Raw genomic sequence first — 20,426 nt, 5'->3', positions numbered from 1 at the left:
ATATTTGTAGGTGCACGACTCGCATAGGCTTCTCCTCCAGAGCGATATACTCCCGAGGAGTGGCTTCCTAAGGGTCACATGCATGCCGAGAGATACATGCCTCGGCTCAAGCTGACAACAACACTACAGCAAATACACATACATACATGGAACAAGTCGATGTGCTCCTCGGCCTGCAATGGGGAGACGAAGGGAAGGGTAAGATCGTCGATGTCTTGACACCTTCGTACGATATCATAGCACGCTTCCAAGGGGGGCCTAACGCTGGGCACACCCTAGAGTTCGAGGGGAAGAAGTACATCCTACGATCGATCCCCTCTGGGATCTTCCAAGGTGACAAGGTCAATGTCATAGGCAACGGGGTCGTACTTGATCCCATCCTCTTCGCTGAAGAAGCTCGTGCCCTCTCTGAGAGCGGTCATGACCTACGCAAGCGTCTCGTGATCTCACGCAAGGCGCACCTCATCCTGCCTACACACCGCTTCATCGATGCCGCCCAGGAGGCGATCAAGGGTGGAGCGAAGATCGGCACCACGGGTAAGGGCATCGGCCCTACCTACACCGACAAGATCGCCCGCACAGGGCTACGTGTCGGAGACATCCATTCAGACTTTGCACGCAAGTATCAGGAGGCTAAGGAGCGTCATCTGACACTCCTCGAGGCCTACCGCTACCCTGTCGAAGGGCTTGCCGAGCTAGAGGCTAAGTGGATGGAGGCTATTAAGTACCTCGAGGAATTCACCTTTGTCGACAGCGAAGAGTACATCAACGACGCCCTCCGCTCCTCACGTCGTGTACTTGCCGAAGGGGCTCAAGGCTCACTCCTAGACATCGACTTCGGCTCCTACCCCTTCGTCACATCGAGCAACACGGTCTGTGCAGGATGCTGTACGGGGCTAGGTATCGCTCCACGCAGTATCGGTCAGGTCTATGGGATCTTCAAGGCCTACTGTACCCGTGTCGGTGCTGGTCCCTTCCCTACCGAGCTCTTTGATGAGACGGGCGAGAAGCTCTGCTCGCTAGGTCATGAATTTGGCTCTGTCACAGGCCGTCGTCGTCGCTGTGGCTGGCTCGATCTCGTAGCCCTTCGCTACACGGTGATGCTCAGCGGGGTCACTCGTCTGATCATGATGAAGAGCGATGTGCTCGACACCTTTGAGACCATCCGTGTCTGTACCGACTATGAGATCCGAGGCGAGAAGACACGTCACTTCCCCTACGAGCTGACGGAGGACGTCCATCCTGTATATCGTGAACTCAAGGGCTGGCAGTGCGATACCACCAAGCTCACTGATCCTAACGACTTCCCTCACGCTCTGAAGGACTACATCGCCTTCGTCGAAGGGGAGATCGGAGTACCTATCTCGATCGTCTCTGTCGGTCCTGATAGAGAGCAGACCATCGCCCTCCATCCTGAGCTCCTGCCCGAGGGGCACGCCTAAGAACACCGATGACCTATCAGGAAGCCATTGAGTATCTCTATGCTAAGACCCCTGTCTTTCAGAAAGTAGGAGGCGCGGCCTACAAGCCTGGTCTAGAGACGACTCATTACCTGGATACACACTACTGCCATCCTCATCACTCCTACCGTACCATCCATGTAGGAGGGACGAATGGCAAGGGCTCGACTTCACACACGATAGCTGCCGTCCTACAGGCGGCAGGCTATCGGGTGGGGCTCTTCACATCTCCTCATCTCCTCGACTTCCGTGAGCGTATCCGTGTGAACGGCGTGATGGTCTCGGAGGACTTCGTATGTCGCTTCGTCGAGGAGGCTGGGGGACTCGTAGAGGAGGTATCACCTTCGTTCTTCGAGCTGACGACCATGATGGCCCTCGTCTACTTCCGTGAGCAGGGAGTCGACTTCGCAGTCATCGAGGTCGGCATGGGTGGGCGACTCGACAGCACGAATATCATCCAGCCCATCCTCTCCGTCATCACGGGCATCAGCAAGGATCATACACAGTACCTCGGCGATACCCTCCCTGAGATCGCCTCGGAGAAAGCAGGCATCATCAAGCCCTCGACACCGATCGTCATCGGCCGAGCTGATGAGCCCGAGGTCCTCGAGGTCTTCAGAGATCGAGCCACTCAGCTATCGGCTCCCCTCACCCTCGCCAGCGAGGCAGTCCCTCTGGGGGCTATCCATAGCGAAGCAAGAGGACAGACCTTCGAAGTCTCCGATCCCAGCCTCATCACTCCCGAGCCCCTCTACTTCGAGCTCGGAGGACTAGTACAGGCAGATAATCTTAGGACGATCCTTTCGGCTCTCCGTCTGCTCCGTGAAGAGGGGATAGCGATCTCCGAGGAAGCACTCCGCAAGGGCTTTAGGGAGGTCACCCGCATGACGGGGCTACGTGGCCGCTGGGAGACCCTCTCTGAGCACCCCACTCTGATCTGTGACACGGCGCACAATGAGGATGGTATCCGCTATGTCGTCCGTCAGCTCATGGCACTAGGTCGCCCACTGCACCTCATCTTCGGGATGGTGAGTGACAAGGACGTTCGAGGTGTCCTCGCCCTACTTCCTCAGTCGGCTAAGTACTACTTCACCGCCGCCAGTGTGCCCCGTGCCTTAGCTCCCGAAGAGCTGAGGGAGCTGGCACAGCCCTACGGCCTCCATGGGGAAGTCTATCCCTCCATCCGAGAGGCACTAACTGCTGCCCAGAGCGCAGCACAGCCCGAGACGGATGTAATCTTCGTCGGGGGGAGCAACTTCCTCATCGCCGATCTTCTAGCAATTCAATCTACTAACAACGATAAGTAACACTATGGAACAAGCAAAGCTGTCACTGCGTGACAAGCCAGCCGCTCGCTGGGGTGCGCTGGCGATCATCTCGCTGACGATGTTCTTCGCCTACATGTTCGTCGACGTACTCTCCCCAGTGAAGACGCTCGTCGAGACCGAGCTCGGCTGGGACTCTACGGTCTTCGGACTCTACGGCGGGAGTGAATTCTTCCTCAACGTCTTCATTGGTTTCCTCATCCTGGCGGGGATCATCCTCGATAAGATGGGGGTACGCTTCACCGCCCTTCTTGCGGGTAGCATGATGGTCATCGGGGCACTCATCAAGGTCTATGCTCTGAGCGCTACCTTCCGCAATGGAGGCCCAGGCTACGATGCCATCAACAGCTTCAGTAGCTCCATCCAGGGCATCACAGGCTGGAATCTCCCTCCCACAGCACTCTGCGCCTGCCTCGGCTTCATGCTCTTCGGCTGTGGTACCGAGATGGCTGGTGTGACAGTCTCTCGTGCGATCGTCAAGTGGTTCAAGGGCAGGTCAATGGCACTCGCCATGGGTATCGAGATGGCTGTAGCACGTCTCGGGGTAGCTGGTGCCCTATGGATCTCTCCTTGGCTGTCTAAGAAGTTCGAGACGGTACAGGCTCCAGTCATCTTCTGCGCCCTACTCCTTTGCATCGGTCTGATGCTCTATGTCGTCTACTTCTTCATGGATAAGGCACTAGATAAGGATATCGAAGGTGAAGAAGAGGAAGAAGCCGAAGAACCCTTCAAGTTCTCCGACCTCGGTAAGGTCTTTGGGACAGGTGTCTTCTGGATTGTCGCTATCCTGTGTGCTCTCTACTACTCAGCCATCTTCCCCTTCCAGAAGTTCGCAACTGAGATGCTACAGTACAAGGTAGGCTTTGATAACGAATTTGCATCTCGTATCTTCAGTACCTTCCCCTTTGGAGCTGCGCTCGTGACACCTTTACTAGGCTACTATCTCGACCGCAAGGGTAAGGGTGCGACGATGCTCATCATCGGTTCTATTCTGATGATTGTCTGCCACCTGACCTTTGCTCTCTTCCCCTTCGTGTACGATAGTCTTGGCAGTTCGATTGTCGCTATGACTGCAATAGTCATCCTCGGGATCTCCTTCTCGCTCGTACCCGCTACGCTGTGGCCAGCTGTCCCTAAGCTCATCGACAACAAGGTCCTAGGCTCAGCTTACTCAGCTATCTTCTGGATCCAGAATATCGGTCTGATGTCTGTGCCCATCATCGTAGGTAGCGTCCTTGACTCCTCTAATAAGGGCATACCCGAAGGTCAGCCTAAGGACTACACGCTGGCTATGCTTGTCTTCGCTAGCTTTGGTGTCATCGCTCTACTAATGAGCCTACTTCTCAAGGCTATCGACAAGAAGAAGCAGTACGGACTCGAGCTCCCCAACGTCCAGAAGTAAGGACTAGACTCATCACTCATCCTGCCGAGGTGTTGATCCCTTCCGGGGATCAGCACCTCGCTCTTTTTACCCGCTCCCTCTACCCCTCTTCTGGGTAGGCACAGATAGCCCTCCCTACCACCCCATTCATGGGTCGCCTTGGTGACCCATGAATGGGGTACCCGACCGACCCATGCATGGGTCCCTCGAGGGTGGCATGAATGGCCCCAACTCTGTCCCGACCTTCGAGAGACAAGCGGTACCCTCACGGAGAATAGAGCATCCTAGAGAGGGAGAGCAGAAGCCCAGCATCCGAAGGGCGGGTTTATCTTGCTTAGGCTTGAGTCATTGTGGGGTGAGCTACCAAGCTGAGCTAAGCAAGAGCTTCATCTTTGAGGGCAATATCAAGCACAGACTCAAACCTTACTTTATGGAGCAGGGATACTTCTCATATTTTTTATATAGCTTTGTTGAACGAGTCTGGTATACCATTTTAGCATCTCTAATCCGTTAAAAGGGTAGTATCACATTCGCATGCGATACAGAAGCATCCAGTTGAGCACACTGGAATGGTCATAATAACAATTAATGAAATGTTTCAAGCATGAAGAAATTACTGTTGCTTTTAGTAGCTGTCATCGGGCTATCCTCCTGTAATAAGGATTCACAGGAGCCTCGCCCCGTAGTACCAGAAGGAGAAGGGCAGCCTATCTCGGTAAGCTTCACCGGTGAAGTCGAGGATGATAGCCCAAGGGCTCTAGAGGGTACAGTCAATGGCTCTCCAGCGGGGAAGCTCCTTTCCTTCCGTGGTAAGGGCGATGTCTACGGCTGGGTCTACGTCGTCGATAAGGATGGCGAGTTCGCCAAGGGCTATAAGAAACTCAAGGTATCCGAAGACGGTCGCAGTCTGAGCTACGAGGGGACCGTCCCTACCACTCGTTCAGGAGGGGGAACCATCGATAACGCTACGGCAAAGGTCTCGATCTATATCGGGCTGGATGCCTCTGGGGTCTTTACAAACAAGGGCTTTAAGTCCATCGAGAACGTTGGCCATGCCTCTGGCAGTTCACTCGGTGATGACTTCGCTATCCTCAAGAGTGAGAATAACGCCCTAACCTATGTCTCTAGAAGTATCAGTGGTAAATATCACGAGTACAAGGCCTCCAATGGTAAACTAAGCTTCAGTATGGCAGGTAGCCTCATTCTCATCCGCTTCAGGAATGAATTCCAGTCTCCCTCTCACAAAGTATTATGGAGAAAGATTTCTGGAGTATTGATAAAGGTAGCTGATGGAGCTCCTCTAACCCGTGATCCCGCTATCATCGACCAGATGCGCGTCATGAACCTGCACATCGATAAGATCAAGATCGCAGTGAAGGATGGTAATACCCAGCTCACGGGGACCAACGAGCCTTCCTCTGGCTTTATAGACAACAGCACGAGATATCCTAATGGCTATTTCTTCAATCTAGCTAAGACTGTGAGTATTCCTACTAACACGAATCGGGGAGTCAATAGTCCCTTTGACAATAGAGAGTCTGTTATCGCCTTCTATACTCCGATCTCTAAGCGTGTAGATGGGCGGGCAGGAGAACTAGCAGCCTTCAGCTTCCGTCTGCAGAATGAAGCACACTATAAGGAGGAAAGATTCGAAGACGGCCTTTTCAGCATGGCCTCCCACCGATCCGTAACCTTCCGCTCTGAGCTTGAGGAGGGTCGTGTCCACAGGGCACTGCTCAACATCACCTATCAACACGTAGAGGGTGGAGGGAAAAACTAATCTCCAAACGGAATAGCCTCCCATATACCTCATACCCTAAGAATCGAAAAGACATGAATAAGACCCATCATACGCCTACGCTAGGCAAGAAAGCCTACGAAGCACCATCGGCAACCCCCTTTTGCATAGAGACACGTGTCAACGTACTCCTCGGCTTCTCCCTCGAGGGAGATATTGAGGACCCCGAGTACGGAGGAGACTTCGACGACAACGGTCGCTCACACGATACATGGTTCTAAAGGGACTACAAGCAAGATAGACCACAGCAGCCCCACCCTCCATCCTGGAGCGTGGGACTGCTGGCATCTAGAGGGAGGGTAGCGTAAGTAGAGGCAATCAGTAGTGGTCACACCGGTCTCTGCCATCCACCTGAATACTCCGACTGCTCCCCTCCTTATCAAATATCATCTATGGTAATCCTAGGGCTCTAGTCTCGGTCCAAGATGTATAACTTCGAGCCCGTTCACATTCCACATATCCTGAGGTAGCTCCACTAGCCCTTTAGACCTCGATGACAGTAGAGGTGTCATTGGGCAGAGGAGGACAGAGGGATATACTTCCTGCACATAATCATCAGTTAGTTAAAAGCAATGAAATTAAGATTCGTACCACTAAGTGCCCTCGCTGTACTCCTACTGGCCACAGCCTGTACCAGCGAGCAGACTGCCCCATCAGTTCAGGAGACACCTAAGACACCTGAGCCCACAGAGCAAGAAGAAGGCTCCGATGAGTTCCGGTCCTTCCGTTCCACCCCTCCTGGGATGACCGCATTCTTTGGTAGGGCCACAGTCAGTAGCCGTGGGACGTTGCGCTCGACAGGTAGCTACGAAGGTGGTGACATCACCTTCTACTGGACGAAGGGTGACCACGTCTGGATCCAGCGTACCCCTGGAGCTTCCTATGAGCGCAACGCAGGGAGTGACATTGAGCAGCGCATCAAGAACGGGAAGAAGACCCGATACGCAGAGTTCTACTTCAATGGACCCTTCTCCGGTAGTACCTTCCCCATCCGCTACACGGGATCGATGAATGCCTATTCCGACCGTGTGACCATCGCTTCCCGCCAGGCTCAGCCCACCCCCAACGAAGCGATGCACCTAGGAGTCAGTGGGGACTGTGGTACAGCTGTAGCTACTCGTGAGGGGCGCCGCTTCGACTTCACCCTCGTACGCAAGGCTGCTTACATCACCTTCACCCCTTACAACAGCCAAGGAGAGATCGAAGGTGGTCGCCTGACACAGATCAAGGTCACGAGCGCTGACCAAGCTATCAATGGTACCTTTGGCTTCGATGACAATGGTCTACAGCTGAACACTCGCCCCAGCCATAATTCCGTCAATGGCTCGACGACCCTCATCCTAGGTAGCTTCACCGTACCAAGCAGAGCCAATGCCTACAAGACAGGAGCCATCGCCGTCATCGCCCCAGGCTCCTACCGTGACGTGACGATCGAATACACGCTAGAGGATAAAGGCACAGGAGTCACAGCGACAATCACTAAGCATATCCCCAGCATAAGCTTCGCAGCTGGACAGCGCCGCCTGATTAGCCACGACCTAGACGTGATGGTCTTCGATGACAGGTACTATATGTGGGATGCTCAGCAGGAGTACTGGTACGACTACAAGCGTAGCCAGCCCCGAGAGATCTATGGGCAGAATGACAACTATCCTAGGAGAGGACGCCGTAGAGATGCACAACGCATATACAGCACTGCTGACTTCCCAAGCCAAGGTAGTGCCTCCGCACGCAACAACCCCAACGTCAACGAAGCACACTGGTATGTAGAGGGTGGTAACGCTCACTGGGACGATCAGACCGTCTGGTCTGGTGTCGGTCACCTCTATCGTGGTGGTGTATGGATCCGCACCCAGCAGGCTATCCGAGAGAACTATCGCCCACGCCGCTACAGATTCAACTTCACGGGTGAGACCTACAACTACTATGACTTCACCTCAAGAGATGTCATCGCTAACCACAGCAAGCGCATCATCCGCTCAGGTAAGCCATCCTCGACGCACGAATACTTCTTCCTTCCAGCTCTCGGATACTATATAGATGGAAAGCTAAAGGATATCGGTTCGCAAGGTTACTACTGGACACGCTCATCCACGCATGGAAGTATCCATACGTCCTACGCACTGAACTTCCGTCGCGACTTCATCCAGCTCTACATGGTAGATCGTAAGTATGGACTCCGCTCTTGGGAGTCTAAGTAAAGTAGGCGTACCACTACTATTTCCTCGCTCCTGCCCCCATAGCACATGAGGAGGCACAGCGATCCATCTAGTATCGTCAGGGGCTACATCCATCGGGTGTAGCCCCTGACTCATATCCTCCCCTAGCTACATCGTCAGCGATCACGCTAAGGCTGTCCGTGAGGCTAGATAGCTCCAAGACTAGAGTATGAGGGGCTACCGAAGGAAGCTAGAGGAGAGCTTCATCTCACAGAGAGCATCATACGCTCAGTCTGCTAATATGCAGGGTATCTTAGCTTTTTGGAGTATCTTTGTGCACCATTGAATCAGCCCCTAGGGGCTATAGATACAACGATAGAAATATGGCAGTCGAAATAAGACAGATCACGGATAAAGCTGACCTGAGGAAGTTCGTCAAGTTCAACCTCAAGCTCTACAAAGGCAATCCGTATCACGTGCCTGGACTCGTAGAGGACGAACTCCTGACGCTAGATCCAGCACGCAATCCCGCCTTTAAGTTCTGCGAAGCCGCTTACTTCCTAGCCTATAGGGATGGACGCATCGTCGGGCGTATCGCTGGGATCATCAACCATCGAGCCAATGAGACGTGGAATCAGAATAATGTCCGCTTCGGCTTCGTCGACTTCATCAACGATAATGAAGTCGTCGACGCCCTCTTCAAAGCCGTCATCGACTGGGGTAAGGCTCGTGGCAAGGAGATGATCCAGGGCCCTATGGGCTTCTCTGACCTCGATCACGAGGGGATGCTCATCGAGGGCTTCGACCAGCTGGGTACCATGGCTACGATCTACAACTATGCCTACTATCCCAAGCAGATGCAGCGTATGGGCTTCGTCAAGGATCAGGACTGGCAGGAGTACAAGATCACCATCCCCGAAGATATCCCCGAGAAGCACAAGCGTATCGCAGAGATCGTCCGTACGAAGTATGGGCTGAAGACCCTGAAGTTCAAGAACCAGCAGGAGATCCTCCCCTACGCCCACCGCATCTTCGACACGCTGAATCAAGCCTACTCCGTCCTCTATGGTGTATCGGAGCTCTCCCGTGAGCAGATCGACTACTACGTGCGCATGTACATACCCATGCTACGCTATGACTATGTCACGGTCATCGTACGTGAGGAGGATGACAAGGTCGTAGGCTTCGGGATCACCCTCCCGAACCTCAGTAGAGCCCTTCAGAAGGCTAAGGGTCGCCTCTTCCCCTTCGGATGGGCACACCTACTGCGTGCACTGAAGATGAAGAACCCCATCGTAGACCTCTACCTCATCGGAGTCATCCCTGAGTATCAGAACAAGGGGGTCAATGCCCTCCTCTTCGATGACCTCATCCCCATCTTCCAGAAGAATGGGGTACGCTATGCCGAGAGCAATCCAGAGCTCGAGACCAACGCTGCCGTACAGATGCAGTGGAACTACTTCGAGCGCAAGCACCACAAGACACGTCGTGCCTGGATCAAGAAAATAGATTAAACCATGCTTGTCGAATTACTTAAGTCCAAGATTCATAGAGTCACCGTCACCGAGGCTAACCTCTCCTACGTGGGGAGCATCACCATCGATGAAGACCTGATCGAAGCAGCCAACATCCTGCCAGGAGAGAAGGTACAGATCGTCAATAACAACAATGGAGCTCGCCTAGAGACCTACGTCATCGCTGGAGAGCGTGGCTCAGGGGTCATCTGCCTCAATGGAGCTGCTGCACGCCTCGTACAGCCCGGTGATACCGTGATCATCATGGCCTATGCGTGGATGAGCTACGAAGAAGCACAGGGCTTCAAGCCTGCTGTCATCTTCCCCGATACCGAAACAAATAGACTTGTATAAGAGCCCCTATGTTCGAAAACCTAAGTGAACGCCTTGAGCGGTCCTTCAAGATCCTCAAGGGTGAAGGTAAGATCACCGAACTCAACGTCGCCGAGACCCTCAAGGATGTACGCCGTGCCCTCCTAGAGGCCGACGTCAACTACAATGTAGCTAAGAAATTCACTGAAGAGGTCAAGGAGAAGGCCCTAGGACAGAACGTGCTCACCGCCGTGCGTCCTGGAGAGCTGATGGTCAAGATCGTCCATGATGAGCTCGCTGAGCTCATGGGCGGGAAGGCCTCTAACCTCAATCTCACGGGCACCCCTGCCATCATCCTCATGTCTGGGCTTCAGGGCTCGGGTAAGACCACCTTCTCTGGGAAGCTGGCCAACCTACTGAAGACCAAGCAGGGCAAGAAGCCCCTACTCGTAGCCGGTGACGTATATCGTCCCGCTGCTATCGAGCAGCTACGTGTGCTGGCTGGGCAGCTAGATGTCCCCGTCTTCTTCGACCTTGAGAGCAAGGACCCCGTGAGCATCGCTCGCCGTGGGGTCGCTGAAGCTATGGGCAAGGGCTGTGATGTCGTCATCATCGACACCGCAGGGCGACTAGCCGTAGACGAGGAGATGATGCGTGAGATCGAGGAGATCAAGCGTGCTATCCGTCCCTCAGAGACGCTCTTCGTCGTCGACTCCATGACGGGGCAGGATGCTGTGAATACGGCTAAGACCTTCAACGAGCGTCTAGACTTCGATGGGGTCGTCCTCACCAAGCTCGATGGGGATACCCGTGGTGGTGCTGCCCTCTCGATCCGTACCGTCGTCGACAAGCCTATTAAGTTCGTCGGGATGGGTGAGAAGATGGATGCTCTGGATGTCTTCCACCCCGAGCGTATGGCTGACCGTATCCTGGGCATGGGTGATATCGTCTCCCTCGTCGAGCGTGCACAGCAGCTCTATGACGAGCGTGAAGCTAAGCGCCTCGAGGAGCGTATCGCCAAGGATCAGTTCGACTTCAATGACTTCCTAGCCCAGATCCATCAGATCAAGAAGATGGGTAACATCAAGGACCTTGCAGCGATGATCCCAGGCGTAGGTAAGGCTCTGAAGGATATCGATATCAAGGATGATGCCTTCAAGAGCATCGAAGCTATCATCTACTCAATGACCCCCGAGGAGCGCTCCAAGCCACATATCCTCGACGGTCACCGCCGTAAGCGTATCGCTCTAGGTAGCGGTACGAGCGTGCAGGATGTCAATAAGCTCCTCACACAGTTCGCTCAGACGCGCAAGATGATGAAGACCCTCCAAGGCTTCAAGGGCGGTAAGATGCCCAAGATGCCTAAGATGCCTCTCATGGGTGGTGGTAAGTTCCGCTAGTCTTTCATTCCTCTCGGCCTCATGATGAGGCTTATATGAGATCATCCCTTGGATAATCATCATCCACGCTCCTCGGAGTCGTCCATGATCCTTATCCAAGGGATGAGCTTTTTACCTACTATACCCTTATACAGATACACGATATGAAGCTAACAAAGCTACCACTGCTCGCTACCCTATCGCTCCTGACACTCACCTCAGTGAGCGTATCATGGGCGCAGAGTACCAAGCGACTCATCGATGAGGTCAACCCCTTCATCGGCACATCTAACTTCGGTACGACCAATCCAGGAGCCGTCGTACCTAACGGCTTGATGAGCATCACCCCATTCAACGTCTCGGGCTCACCTGAGCTCAATAAGTTCGACAAGGACAAGCGTTGGTGGAGTACTCCCTACACAGCTGACAACAAGTTCTTCTCGGGCTTCAGCCATGTCAACCTTAGTGGTGTAGGTTGCCCAGAGCTGGGGAGTATCATCGTATCAGCTTCTTCCGGAGATCTCGATGTTGACTACACACACTACGGCTCTGCCATGAGCCATGAGCAGGCACACCCTGGCTACTACAGCGTCGAGCTCGACAAACATAAGATCAAGGCCGAGGTGACCGCTACGCAGCGTACAGCGATCTCTGCCTTCACCTTCGAGCGTGGAGGTAAGAGCAATATCCTCGTGAACCTTGGTCTGGGGTTGACTAACGAGAGTGGAGCTACCGTACGCTTCCTCAATGACTCGACCATTGTCGGGAGTAAGCTCATGGGTACCTTCTGCTACGCTCCTCAAGCAGTCTTCAACCAGTACTTCACCATCCGCATCAGTCGCCGAGCTCCAGCCTCAGGTTACTGGAAGAAGCAGCCTCCTATGGAGGGTGTAGAGGCCGAGTGGGATAAGGACCAAGGGAAATACAAGATCTATCCTACCTACCGCAAGGCGATCAGCGGAAATGATGTCGGGGTATGGTTCTCCTTCGATACCAAGCCAGGTGAGACACTCTATGTACAGACGGGTGTCTCCTTCGTCAGCGAAGAGAATGCCCTGCTGAACCTCACTACCGAGCAACCTACGCTTGACTTTGCCGCCGTCCGTCGTGCTGCAGAGGACAGCTGGGAGAAGGCACTCCGTGTCGTCGAGGTAGAGGGCGGTACCGCTGATGAGCGTACCATCTTCTACACGGCTCTCTACCACCTTTTGATCCACCCCAATATCCTGCAGGATGTCAATGGTCAGTACCCCATGATGGGTTCGCTCGAGACAGGCACCACCAAGCACGATAGATATACCGTCTATTCGCTGTGGGATACCTACCGTAATGTCCATCCCCTACTCTCCATCCTCTACCCTCGCAAACAGCTGGCCATGGTAGAGACCATGCTCGATATGTACAAGGAAGGTGGCTGGCTCCCCAAGTGGGAGCTCTATGGGCAGGAGACCTTCACCATGGAGGGCGATCCCTCGATCATCGTCATCAACGACACGTGGCAGCGTGGTATCCGTGATTTCGACACCAAGCTCGCCTACGAAGCTATGCTCAAGGGAGCTACGACTCCCGGTAAGGACAACAAGCTCCGCCCCGACTTCGATGACTACGCCAGCCGTGGCTATGTCCCCTTGAGAGAGCAGTTCGACAACTCCGTCTCTCATGCCCTAGAGTACTACATCGCCGACTGGAATCTCAGCCAGTTCGCCTCTGCTATGGGCAACAAGAAGGATGCTCAGCTCTTCGCTCGCCGTGCCCAAGGCTACAAGCACTACTATGACAAGGAGACGGGGCTTCTCCGCCCCATCCTTCCCAATGGGAAGTTCCTCACCCCCTTCCACCCCACCCTCGGTCGTGACTTCGAGCCTAACCCTGGCTTCCATGAAGGGAACTCTTGGAACTATAGCTTCTATGTCCCCCATGATATCCGTGGGCTCGCTAAGCTCATGGGTGGAGAACGGAAGTTCGTAGACAAGCTACAGAGCGTCTTTGATAAGGAGAACTACGATCCTGCTAACGAACCCGATATCGCCTACCCCTATCTCTTCACCTACTTCCCCAAGGAAGCATGGCGTACCCAGCGTATCACGAGCAAGCTCCTCGGGAAGTACTACCTAAACGATGTCAGCGGTATCCCAGGCAATGACGACACGGGTGCGATGAGTGCCTGGGCCATCTTCACGATGCTTGGCTTCTATCCAGACTGCCCAGGATCGATGAGTTATGCCCTCACGACGCCTGTATTTGATAAAGTTACCCTCCATCTTGATACGAAGTATTACAAGAACCCAACGCTTGTCATCGAGACGACACCCGTAGACTCTGAGAGTAGCCGAAGAGGGATCTACTTCGACACCTTTAAGGTAGGTAACAAGCTCTATAAGAATGTCTATCGCATCAATCATGATGAGCTGATGAATGCTGGCAAGGTGACCTTCTATACCAAAGTGACAGGGGGTACACCTGAGATCGTAGCATGCCAATAGGGGTGAGGCTATCAAATGTTTTTTGCACGAAAGGCCTTAGGGCCTTTATATAAGCAAAAAAATCTGTACATTTGGACAAGAATCAAGGAGAGATCACACCTTCTGATCACCACTGATCAAAGCCTATGCTCCTGAGTTCTCAGATTAGCACATTGTACAACCCATATAACAAAGCTCATGAACAAGACAGATTTCATCGCACGTGTAGCAGAGAAGGCAGGCCTCACTAAGGTAGATGCTCGTGCTGCTGTAGAAGCCTTCGCTACCGTCGTAGCTGAAGAACTCAAGAAGGGAGAAAAGATTGCTCTCCTTGGTTTCGGTACTTTCTCTGTAGCTGACAAGCCAGCTCGTGAAGGGATCAACCCACAGACCAAGAAGAAGATTCACATCCCCGCTCGCAAGGCCGTTAAGTTTAAGGCTGGTGCAGCGCTTGATCTGAACGTTGCTCCTGCTAAGAAGGGCAAGAAGTAATCTCCTCCCTCTTTGAGAAATTGAACAAAGAGAGGTCACTTCACCATCGGATGGAGTGACCTCTCTTCTTGTCTAGGTAGCTCTCGCCTCCCCTCCTTTCCTCGACCTAAGAAGAGGAAGATGCTACCTATATGGAGTGAAGTAGCTACCTCTTGACCATAACTATCCCTATCATCCATACCCTACGTCTCCTATGACACAAATCTCCACTTCCCCTAAGATCCAGACCTCAATCAGCGCTACAGACGGGCGTATCGCTCTAATAGCGGGCGATGAAGAGCTGGGCTATCTCACCTTCAGAGTCACCCCTACAGGAGTTGCTCTCGCTGAGCATACTTTCGTTCAGCCTGAGCACGAAGGCAAGGGCTATGCTGGGCTCTTGGCAAAAGCCTTCTTCGAGCTATGTGCTCAGCGAGGGCTCCGAGTACGCCCCATCTGCCCCTACATCAAGGCATACATACATCGTCACCCTGAGCTGGAGTCTTTCCTCGAGGGATAGCCTAGTCCAGGGCAGAGCAAGAGCAAGGGCTCATCCATCTACTCTGAGGGTAGATGGATGAGCCCTTTGCCGCTCTACGTGACTCTAGAGCCCCTAGAGGGCTATAGACGACGGAGAGAAGGCTTGGACCTTACTTAGTCTTCAGGACGAAGCTCAGCTCAATCTCATCGTTGATGAACTTGTCCCCTAGCCCCTTGAAGAAGCTCTTCGAGCCATACTTCACATTCCAGTCGGTACGGTTGATCGTGAAGGTCTTACTCTTGATGGTATAGGCGCCCGTAGCATCGTCAAGCGATACGGACTCGATGGGGATCGTGATGTTCTTCGTCACGTCCTTGAGGGTAAGGTTGCCCTTCAGCTCTTGTGCCTCACTGAGGCGAATACCCTCGGCGGGGATATCCGTGAGTTCAAACTTCACCTCGGGGTACTTAGCTACGTCGAAGAAGTCTTCGCTAAGGAGGTGTGCCTTGAGCTTATCACCGCCTTCTCCAGGCTTCATATCTTCGACCGTCAGTGACCACCCAAGATGGATCGTGACGGAGCCAGCCCGTAGGATACCATCCTTGAGGTCTAGAGCACCCTCGCTTACGGGTAGCTTGCCGTAGTGCTCTCCGCCAGGCTTGAAGCCCTTCCACGAGAGCATAGAGGCGGTAGTATCCACTGCGACGGCCCGTGAGGCATCCATAGCACTAGCAGCGACCGAATCAGTAGCTGCCACACCATTCTGCCCCTTAGAGCCGGAGCAGGAGGCGATAAAGAGCCCCGAAGCAAGTACTCCTGCTAGGGCCAAGGTCATATTCTTCTTCATTTCCTTTGTTTGATTAACGTTATAAATTGGGACTTACCCTACTAACCTGTGTGGAGGGAGATTGTTTCGCAGGATCTACAGACCGATCGACACAAAAGAAGCCGTGCCCTGGTGTCACTAGGATGGACACCAAGGCACGGCTTGCTTTATGCTTGACTTCGAGGGAGGAGCCTCTAGCTAAGTTAGGCTAGGAAGCTCAGGAGGATACCAGCTGCGACAGCTGATCCGATGACCCCTGCGACATTCGGACCCATGGCGTGCATGAGCAGGTAATTAGTAGGGTCATACTCCAGCCCTAGAGTCTGGGAGATACGAGCAGAGTCAGGCACAGCTGACACCCCAGCATTCCCGATGAGCGGATTGATCTTGTTCTCTTTCTTGAGGAAGAGGTTGAAGAACTTGACGAAGCATATCCCTGTCACTGTAGCGACAATGAAGGAGAAAGCGCCCAAGCCGAAGATCAGGACAGAGTTCCCAGTAAGGAATTCCGTAGCCTGCGTAGAAGCTCCGACTGTGACCCCGAGAAGGATGGTCACCGTATCGATGAGTGGACCCTTAGCTGTGTCAGCCAAACGCTTGGTGACACCACTCTCACGCAGGAGGTTGCCGAAGAAGAGCATCCCGAGGAGAGGCAGAGCAGGGGGTACAAGCATCGTCGTCAGTAGTAGCCCAGCGATAGGGAATATGATCTTCTCTGTCTGAGATACCTGACGAGGACGTTTCATGCGCATCACACGCTCCTTCTTCGTCGTCAAGAGACGCATGAAGGGAGGCTGGATCACAGGTACCAGTGCCATGTACGAATAGGCCGACACAGCGATAGCACCTAGCAGGTGAGGAGCTAGACGGTTGGAGAGGAAGATAGCCGTAGGACCATCTGCCCCACCGATGATACCGATAGCACCAGCTTCAGGAGGCGTGAAGCCCAGCTGCAAGGCTGTCATGTAGGCGGCGAAGATACCGAACTGAGCAGCAGCCCCGACGAGCATGAGCTTGGGGTTAGAGATCAGAGCCGTGAAGTCCGTCATAGCCCCGATTCCAAGGAAGATCAAGGGTGGGTACCACCCTTGACGCACTCCCTGGTAGAGGATATTCAGTACGGATCCTTCTTCGTAGATACCTACCTGCAGACCGTTCATCATCGGGATATTGCCTATGAGCATACCGAATCCGATCGGGATCAGCAGGAGGGGCTCAAACTCATATTTGATAGCTAAGAAGATGAAGAGTAGCCCCACCAAGATCATGATGAGGTGCCCTGGTGTAGCATTCGCCATTCCGGTAAAGGAATAGAACGTCTGCAGGTTCTCAGCTAAGAAGCCCCAGAAGGAGGACATAAGATTATCCGATGATTACGATATCCGAGCCTTCGAGGATGTTGTCTCCCTTAGCGACCTTGATCGCTGTGATGACCCCATCACACTCAGCGTTGATGTTGTTCTCCATCTTCATAGCTTCGAGGATGGCGACGGTCTGACCAGCCTTCACCTGATCCCCTACTGCTACCTTGATGTCGAGGATGACCCCAGGCAGAGGAGACTGCACGGCGGTACCCTTGCCAGCAGGAGCTGCAGGCTCAGCAGCAGGAGCTGCAGGGGCGATGGGCTGTGGAGCTACAGGAGCTGCGGCAGGGGCTGGTGCTGCGGGAGCAGGCTGTGGGGCTGCTGCAGGCTTAGCGGCAGGGCGAGGAGCGGGAGCGGTATAGCCCTCGGTGAGGATATCTACCTGGTAGGAGACACCATTTACTTCTACGGCAGCCTTGTCGCCTTCGAGATCGATGATAGCGACGCTGTACTCGTTGCCATTGATCTTATACTTGTACTCTTTCATTGTGGATATGGAGTTGTTTGTGATTGCTTATAGTCGAGTGATAGTAGGAAGCTGACGCATCGTCAGACACTTGAGCGCCCAGGGTGATGGAGCGCTACGCTTGAAGGTAAGCACCAGTGACTCCTGGTCGTGGAGGTGCTTGCCTAGCTCTTCATGCAGTGCATAAGAGATAGCGACGAAGACTTCCTTGAGATTCGTTTCCTGCGACATAGTGTGAGGATATCAATATTAGTGTTTGTATGCCCGTGTCCGAGTCTCCTGGATACGTGCATTCCACTGGGTGGGGCGACGGCGGATCGTCAGGACATAGCTCTCGTGATCATGCTGTGTCTCGAGCTCTGCACGGAGGGCAAGAGAGATAGCAGCAGCGACTTCGTCGGGTCTCCCTGCTGCGCTCTGTAGAGCCAGAGAGATAGCGACCAAGGCTTCATCCGAAGGCTTCCCTGAGACGCTCGGTGCGGCGGTCTTCACTACAGTAGGCTGGATGGCCTTGGGAGCCGACCTCTTCTGGAAGAGGTTGCCTATGAACTGGAAGATGAAGACCAGCATCAGGAGAGCGAGGAAGACGACAAGTACGGCCGTGAGGGTCATGATCCCCCCTGCGGGGTCTCGCTCAGCGAGCTTCTGCACCTTCTCAGAGAGCTGGGGTGCATCCTGAGCCCATGCCCCCATCGGTACTGCCATGAGGGGCAGACCGAGGAGAAGCATGCGTAGTTGGCGAGCGGTATTCATAGCATCGAGTATGAATGACTGTGCACGGCTAAGGATAGACGCTTAGAGAGGCAGATTATCGTGCTTCTTGGCGGGATTGATCTGCTTCTTCGTGCGGAGCTGTTCCAGAGCGCGGATGATACGGAAGCGGGTGTTGCGAGGCTCGATGACGTCATCCATATAGCCGTAGGAAGCGGCGTTGTATGGATTAGCGAAGGCCTTGCGGTATTCTTCTTCCTTCTCAGCGGCAGCAGCAGCTGGATCTTCGGCAGCAGCTACATCCTTAGCGAAGATCACTTCTACAGCACCTGCAGGGCCCATGACAGCGATCTCAGCCGAAGGCCAAGCTAGGTTGACATCGGAGCGTAGGTGCTTGGAGCTCATCACGATGTAGGCACCACCATAGGACTTACGTAGCGTGACGGTGATCTTAGGTACAGTAGCTTCCCCGTAAGCATAGAGGAGCTTAGCACCATGGACGATGACACCGTTGTATTCCTGACCCGTACCTGGGAGGAAGCCTGGGACGTCTACGAGGGTCACGAGAGGGATATTGAAGGCATCACAGAAGCGGACGAAGCGAGCAGCCTTACGAGAAGCATTGCTGTCGAGGGCACCTGCCATGACCATAGGCTGGTTAGCTACGATACCGACGCTCTGACCATTGAAGCGAGCGAAGCCGATGATGATGTTCTTAGCCCAGTCACGGTGGATCTCGAGGAACTCACCATTGTCGACGATGGTACCGATGACATCATACATATTGTAGCTCTTGTTGGGCTGATCAGGGATGATGGTGTTGAGTACATCATCGACACGATCGACGGCATCCGTAGGCTCGACACAAGGAGCATCCTCCATATTGTTCTGGGGGATGAAGGAGAGGAGGTGACGAATGAGGCGGATACCTTCCTCTTCATTGTCTACTGCGAAGTGAGCGACACCACTCTTAGAGGCGTGTACGCTAGCACCACCGAGCTGCTCCTGAGTCACATCTTCGCCCGTGACGGTCTTGACGACCTTAGGACCGGTGAGGAACATGTAGCTCGTGCCCTTGCTCATGATGTTGAAGTCCGTCAGAGCTGGAGAGTAAACAGCACCACCAGCACAAGGACCGAAGATAGCAGAGATCTGAGGGATGACACCAGAGGCTAGGATGTTGTTCTGGAAGATGTCACCATAGCCACTCAGAGCGTTGATCCCTTCCTGGATACGTGCACCACCGGAGTCATTGAGCCCGATGACAGGAGCACCCATCTCCATAGCCAGCTTCATGACCTTACAGATCTTAGAGGCAAGCATCTCGGAGAGAGCACCACCGAAGACGGTGAAGTCCTGTGCGAAGACGTAGACCAGACGACCATCGATCGTACCCGAGCCGGTGACTACACCATCACCGAGGAACTTAGTCTTGTCGATACCGAAGTTCGTCGAGCGGTGCAGGACGAAGGTATCGATCTCATCGAAGCTCCCTTCGTCGAGGAGGAGGGCGATACGTTCACGAGCGGTGAACTTACCCTTCTGATGCTGGCTGTCGATACGCTTCTGACCACCACCAAGGTGCGCCTTGGCACGAAGCTCTATGAGCTCCTTAATTTTCTCTAGTTGAACACTCATATTGGTTGCTGTTTAGTAGATACTATCTTTTCCTGTGTTTGCTATTAAGAAGTCCGAATGGGATAACAGAGGAGCTTCCTTCGTCCGACACCTTACGGGTCGAGGGCTCTTCTATTATCCCATTCATACGTCACTTTACTTGACGTCTCTGTGGTCGCACAGCTCAGTGAGGACTCCGATCGTGCTCTTGGGGTGAAGGAAACCGATGTTGAGACCTTCTGCGCCCTTACGAGACTGTTTGTCGATCAGCTGGACGCCCTTGTCAGCGAGCTCCTGAAGTGCTTCGTCTGCATTAGGTACAGCGAAGGCGATGTGATGGATACCTTCCCCACGCTTTTCGATGAACTTAGCGATGGTGCTTTCGGGAGAGGTAGCTTCGAGAAGCTCGATCTTGGTCTGCCCGATCTTGAAGAAGGCTGTCTTCACCTTCTGGTCTGCTACTTCTTCGATGTTGTAGCACTTCAGTCCGAGGATGCCTTCATAATAAGGCAGAGATGCTTCGATACTCTTTACGGCGATCCCAAGATGCTCGATGTGTGAGAGGTTCATAGCTTTTCTTACTTGCTTGAGTTGATATGATAGGGGCTGCAGGACGCTCCTCCACCCCATGATTTCTGTACTGCAAATGTAAGAATAATCGCCTTCATTCCCTAACTATCCCCAAGTCCTAGGAAATAAA

Annotated in this window: 19 protein-coding genes; 12 read left to right on the top strand and 7 right to left on the bottom strand. The window is 53.6% G+C overall.

The features are described 5' to 3' along the window. The first annotated feature begins 146 nt into the window (after window positions 1-146). The 12 genes from HMPREF1556_RS00215 (at window position 147) to HMPREF1556_RS00160 (ending at window position 14,781) form a co-directional block, all read left to right on the top strand. Entirely contained in the window at window positions 147-1,442 is a 1,296-nt protein-coding gene (locus HMPREF1556_RS00215; protein WP_021666139.1) for an adenylosuccinate synthase, read from the top strand. 8 nt (window positions 1,443-1,450) lie between these two features. After that, entirely contained in the window at window positions 1,451-2,767 is a 1,317-nt protein-coding gene (locus tag HMPREF1556_RS00210) for a folylpolyglutamate synthase/dihydrofolate synthase family protein (protein WP_021666138.1), read from the top strand. A 4-nt stretch (window positions 2,768-2,771) separates the two neighbouring features. Then, window positions 2,772-4,187, top strand: a complete 1,416-nt coding sequence (locus HMPREF1556_RS00205; protein WP_021666137.1) for an MFS transporter — start codon at window positions 2,772-2,774, stop codon at window positions 4,185-4,187. Window positions 4,188-4,770: 583 nt separating this feature from the next. Continuing rightward, window positions 4,771-5,946, top strand: coding sequence for a hypothetical protein (locus HMPREF1556_RS00200; RefSeq protein WP_021666135.1), 1,176 nt, complete (start codon window positions 4,771-4,773; stop codon window positions 5,944-5,946). Between the two features lie 53 nt (window positions 5,947-5,999). Next, window positions 6,000-6,185 (top strand): hypothetical protein, encoded by a 186-nt coding sequence (locus HMPREF1556_RS00195; RefSeq protein WP_021666134.1) that lies wholly within the window; start codon window positions 6,000-6,002, stop codon window positions 6,183-6,185. A gap of 351 nt (window positions 6,186-6,536) precedes the next feature. Beyond that, complete coding sequence (locus HMPREF1556_RS00190) at window positions 6,537-8,165, top strand: hypothetical protein (protein WP_021666133.1); 1,629 nt, start codon at window positions 6,537-6,539, stop codon at window positions 8,163-8,165. A gap of 341 nt (window positions 8,166-8,506) precedes the next feature. Beyond that, the gene (locus tag HMPREF1556_RS00185) at window positions 8,507-9,637 is read left to right on the top strand and encodes a GNAT family N-acetyltransferase (protein WP_021666132.1); all 1,131 of its coding nucleotides are present in this window, start codon (window positions 8,507-8,509) and stop codon (window positions 9,635-9,637) included. 3 nt (window positions 9,638-9,640) lie between these two features. Next, a complete protein-coding gene (gene panD, locus HMPREF1556_RS00180) occupies window positions 9,641-9,991 on the top strand; it encodes an aspartate 1-decarboxylase (protein WP_021666131.1) in 351 nt (116 codons plus the stop codon). Between the two features lie 8 nt (window positions 9,992-9,999). Beyond that, window positions 10,000-11,349 carry a signal recognition particle protein gene (ffh, locus tag HMPREF1556_RS00175; RefSeq protein WP_021666130.1) on the top strand — a complete coding sequence of 450 codons (1,350 nt, stop codon included), beginning with the start codon at window positions 10,000-10,002 and terminating at the stop codon, window positions 11,347-11,349. Between the two features lie 143 nt (window positions 11,350-11,492). Further along, window positions 11,493-13,811, top strand: a complete 2,319-nt coding sequence (locus HMPREF1556_RS00170) for a GH92 family glycosyl hydrolase (RefSeq protein ID WP_021666129.1) — start codon at window positions 11,493-11,495, stop codon at window positions 13,809-13,811. A 165-nt stretch (window positions 13,812-13,976) separates the two neighbouring features. Then, window positions 13,977-14,282 (top strand): HU family DNA-binding protein, encoded by a 306-nt coding sequence (locus HMPREF1556_RS00165; RefSeq protein ID WP_255352104.1) that lies wholly within the window; start codon window positions 13,977-13,979, stop codon window positions 14,280-14,282. 193 nt (window positions 14,283-14,475) lie between these two features. Further along, window positions 14,476-14,781: a GNAT family N-acetyltransferase gene (locus HMPREF1556_RS00160; RefSeq protein WP_021666126.1), complete on the top strand. Its 306-nt coding sequence runs from the start codon at window positions 14,476-14,478 to the stop codon at window positions 14,779-14,781. A gap of 130 nt (window positions 14,782-14,911) precedes the next feature. On the opposite strand, the gene HMPREF1556_RS00155 is transcribed toward HMPREF1556_RS00160, so the two are convergent. The 7 genes from HMPREF1556_RS00155 to mce all read right to left on the bottom strand — a co-directional run bounded on the left by HMPREF1556_RS00155 (window position 14,912) and on the right by mce (window position 20,296). Beyond that, window positions 14,912-15,589 carry a YceI family protein gene (locus HMPREF1556_RS00155; RefSeq protein WP_021666125.1) on the bottom strand — a complete coding sequence of 226 codons (678 nt, stop codon included), beginning with the start codon at window positions 15,587-15,589 and terminating at the stop codon, window positions 14,912-14,914. A 182-nt stretch (window positions 15,590-15,771) separates the two neighbouring features. Next, on the bottom strand, window positions 15,772-16,926 hold the full coding sequence (locus tag HMPREF1556_RS00150) for a sodium ion-translocating decarboxylase subunit beta (protein ID WP_021666124.1): 1,155 nt from the start codon (window positions 16,924-16,926) through the stop codon (window positions 15,772-15,774). A 4-nt stretch (window positions 16,927-16,930) separates the two neighbouring features. Beyond that, entirely contained in the window at window positions 16,931-17,419 is a 489-nt protein-coding gene (locus HMPREF1556_RS00145; RefSeq protein ID WP_021666123.1) for a biotin/lipoyl-containing protein, read from the bottom strand. A 27-nt stretch (window positions 17,420-17,446) separates the two neighbouring features. Then, a complete protein-coding gene (locus HMPREF1556_RS00140) occupies window positions 17,447-17,629 on the bottom strand; it encodes a hypothetical protein (protein WP_021666122.1) in 183 nt (60 codons plus the stop codon). An 18-nt stretch (window positions 17,630-17,647) separates the two neighbouring features. Then, window positions 17,648-18,151: an OadG family protein gene (locus HMPREF1556_RS00135; protein WP_021666121.1), complete on the bottom strand. Its 504-nt coding sequence runs from the start codon at window positions 18,149-18,151 to the stop codon at window positions 17,648-17,650. A gap of 42 nt (window positions 18,152-18,193) precedes the next feature. Further along, window positions 18,194-19,747 (bottom strand): acyl-CoA carboxylase subunit beta, encoded by a 1,554-nt coding sequence (locus tag HMPREF1556_RS00130; RefSeq protein WP_021666120.1) that lies wholly within the window; start codon window positions 19,745-19,747, stop codon window positions 18,194-18,196. A 135-nt stretch (window positions 19,748-19,882) separates the two neighbouring features. Further along, the gene (gene mce / locus HMPREF1556_RS00125; RefSeq protein ID WP_044125011.1) at window positions 19,883-20,296 is read right to left on the bottom strand and encodes a methylmalonyl-CoA epimerase; all 414 of its coding nucleotides are present in this window, start codon (window positions 20,294-20,296) and stop codon (window positions 19,883-19,885) included. Between the last annotated feature and the right edge of the window lie 130 nt (window positions 20,297-20,426).

This window comes from Porphyromonas sp. oral taxon 278 str. W7784 (assembly GCF_000467855.2).
Lineage (GTDB): Bacteria > Bacteroidota > Bacteroidia > Bacteroidales > Porphyromonadaceae > Porphyromonas.
Note: the sequence above shows the minus strand (reverse complement) of the source record. Positions and strands in the feature narration are given on the sequence as shown.

Bases quoted from the DNA above. Each gene is read 5' to 3' on its own strand.
- HMPREF1556_RS00215 (WP_021666139.1), top strand. From the start codon at position 147: ATGGAACAAGTCGATGTGCTCCTCGGCCTGCAATGGGGAGACGAAGGG.
- HMPREF1556_RS00210 (WP_021666138.1), top strand. From the start codon at position 1,451: ATGACCTATCAGGAAGCCATTGAGTATCTCTATGCTAAGACCCCTGTC.
- HMPREF1556_RS00205 (WP_021666137.1), top strand. From the start codon at position 2,772: ATGGAACAAGCAAAGCTGTCACTGCGTGACAAGCCAGCCGCTCGCTGG.
- HMPREF1556_RS00200 (WP_021666135.1), top strand. From the start codon at position 4,771: ATGAAGAAATTACTGTTGCTTTTAGTAGCTGTCATCGGGCTATCCTCC.
- HMPREF1556_RS00195 (WP_021666134.1), top strand. From the start codon at position 6,000: ATGAATAAGACCCATCATACGCCTACGCTAGGCAAGAAAGCCTACGAA.
- HMPREF1556_RS00190 (WP_021666133.1), top strand. From the start codon at position 6,537: ATGAAATTAAGATTCGTACCACTAAGTGCCCTCGCTGTACTCCTACTG.
- HMPREF1556_RS00185 (WP_021666132.1), top strand. From the start codon at position 8,507: ATGGCAGTCGAAATAAGACAGATCACGGATAAAGCTGACCTGAGGAAG.
- panD (WP_021666131.1), top strand. From the start codon at position 9,641: ATGCTTGTCGAATTACTTAAGTCCAAGATTCATAGAGTCACCGTCACC.
- ffh (WP_021666130.1), top strand. From the start codon at position 10,000: ATGTTCGAAAACCTAAGTGAACGCCTTGAGCGGTCCTTCAAGATCCTC.
- HMPREF1556_RS00170 (WP_021666129.1), top strand. From the start codon at position 11,493: ATGAAGCTAACAAAGCTACCACTGCTCGCTACCCTATCGCTCCTGACA.
- HMPREF1556_RS00160 (WP_021666126.1), top strand. From the start codon at position 14,476: ATGACACAAATCTCCACTTCCCCTAAGATCCAGACCTCAATCAGCGCT.
- HMPREF1556_RS00155 (WP_021666125.1), bottom strand. From the start codon at position 15,589: ATGAAGAAGAATATGACCTTGGCCCTAGCAGGAGTACTTGCTTCGGGG.
- HMPREF1556_RS00150 (WP_021666124.1), bottom strand. From the start codon at position 16,926: ATGTCCTCCTTCTGGGGCTTCTTAGCTGAGAACCTGCAGACGTTCTAT.
- HMPREF1556_RS00145 (WP_021666123.1), bottom strand. From the start codon at position 17,419: ATGAAAGAGTACAAGTATAAGATCAATGGCAACGAGTACAGCGTCGCT.
- HMPREF1556_RS00140 (WP_021666122.1), bottom strand. From the start codon at position 17,629: ATGTCGCAGGAAACGAATCTCAAGGAAGTCTTCGTCGCTATCTCTTAT.
- HMPREF1556_RS00135 (WP_021666121.1), bottom strand. From the start codon at position 18,151: ATGAATACCGCTCGCCAACTACGCATGCTTCTCCTCGGTCTGCCCCTC.
- HMPREF1556_RS00130 (WP_021666120.1), bottom strand. From the start codon at position 19,747: ATGAGTGTTCAACTAGAGAAAATTAAGGAGCTCATAGAGCTTCGTGCC.
- mce (WP_044125011.1), bottom strand. From the start codon at position 20,296: ATGAACCTCTCACACATCGAGCATCTTGGGATCGCCGTAAAGAGTATC.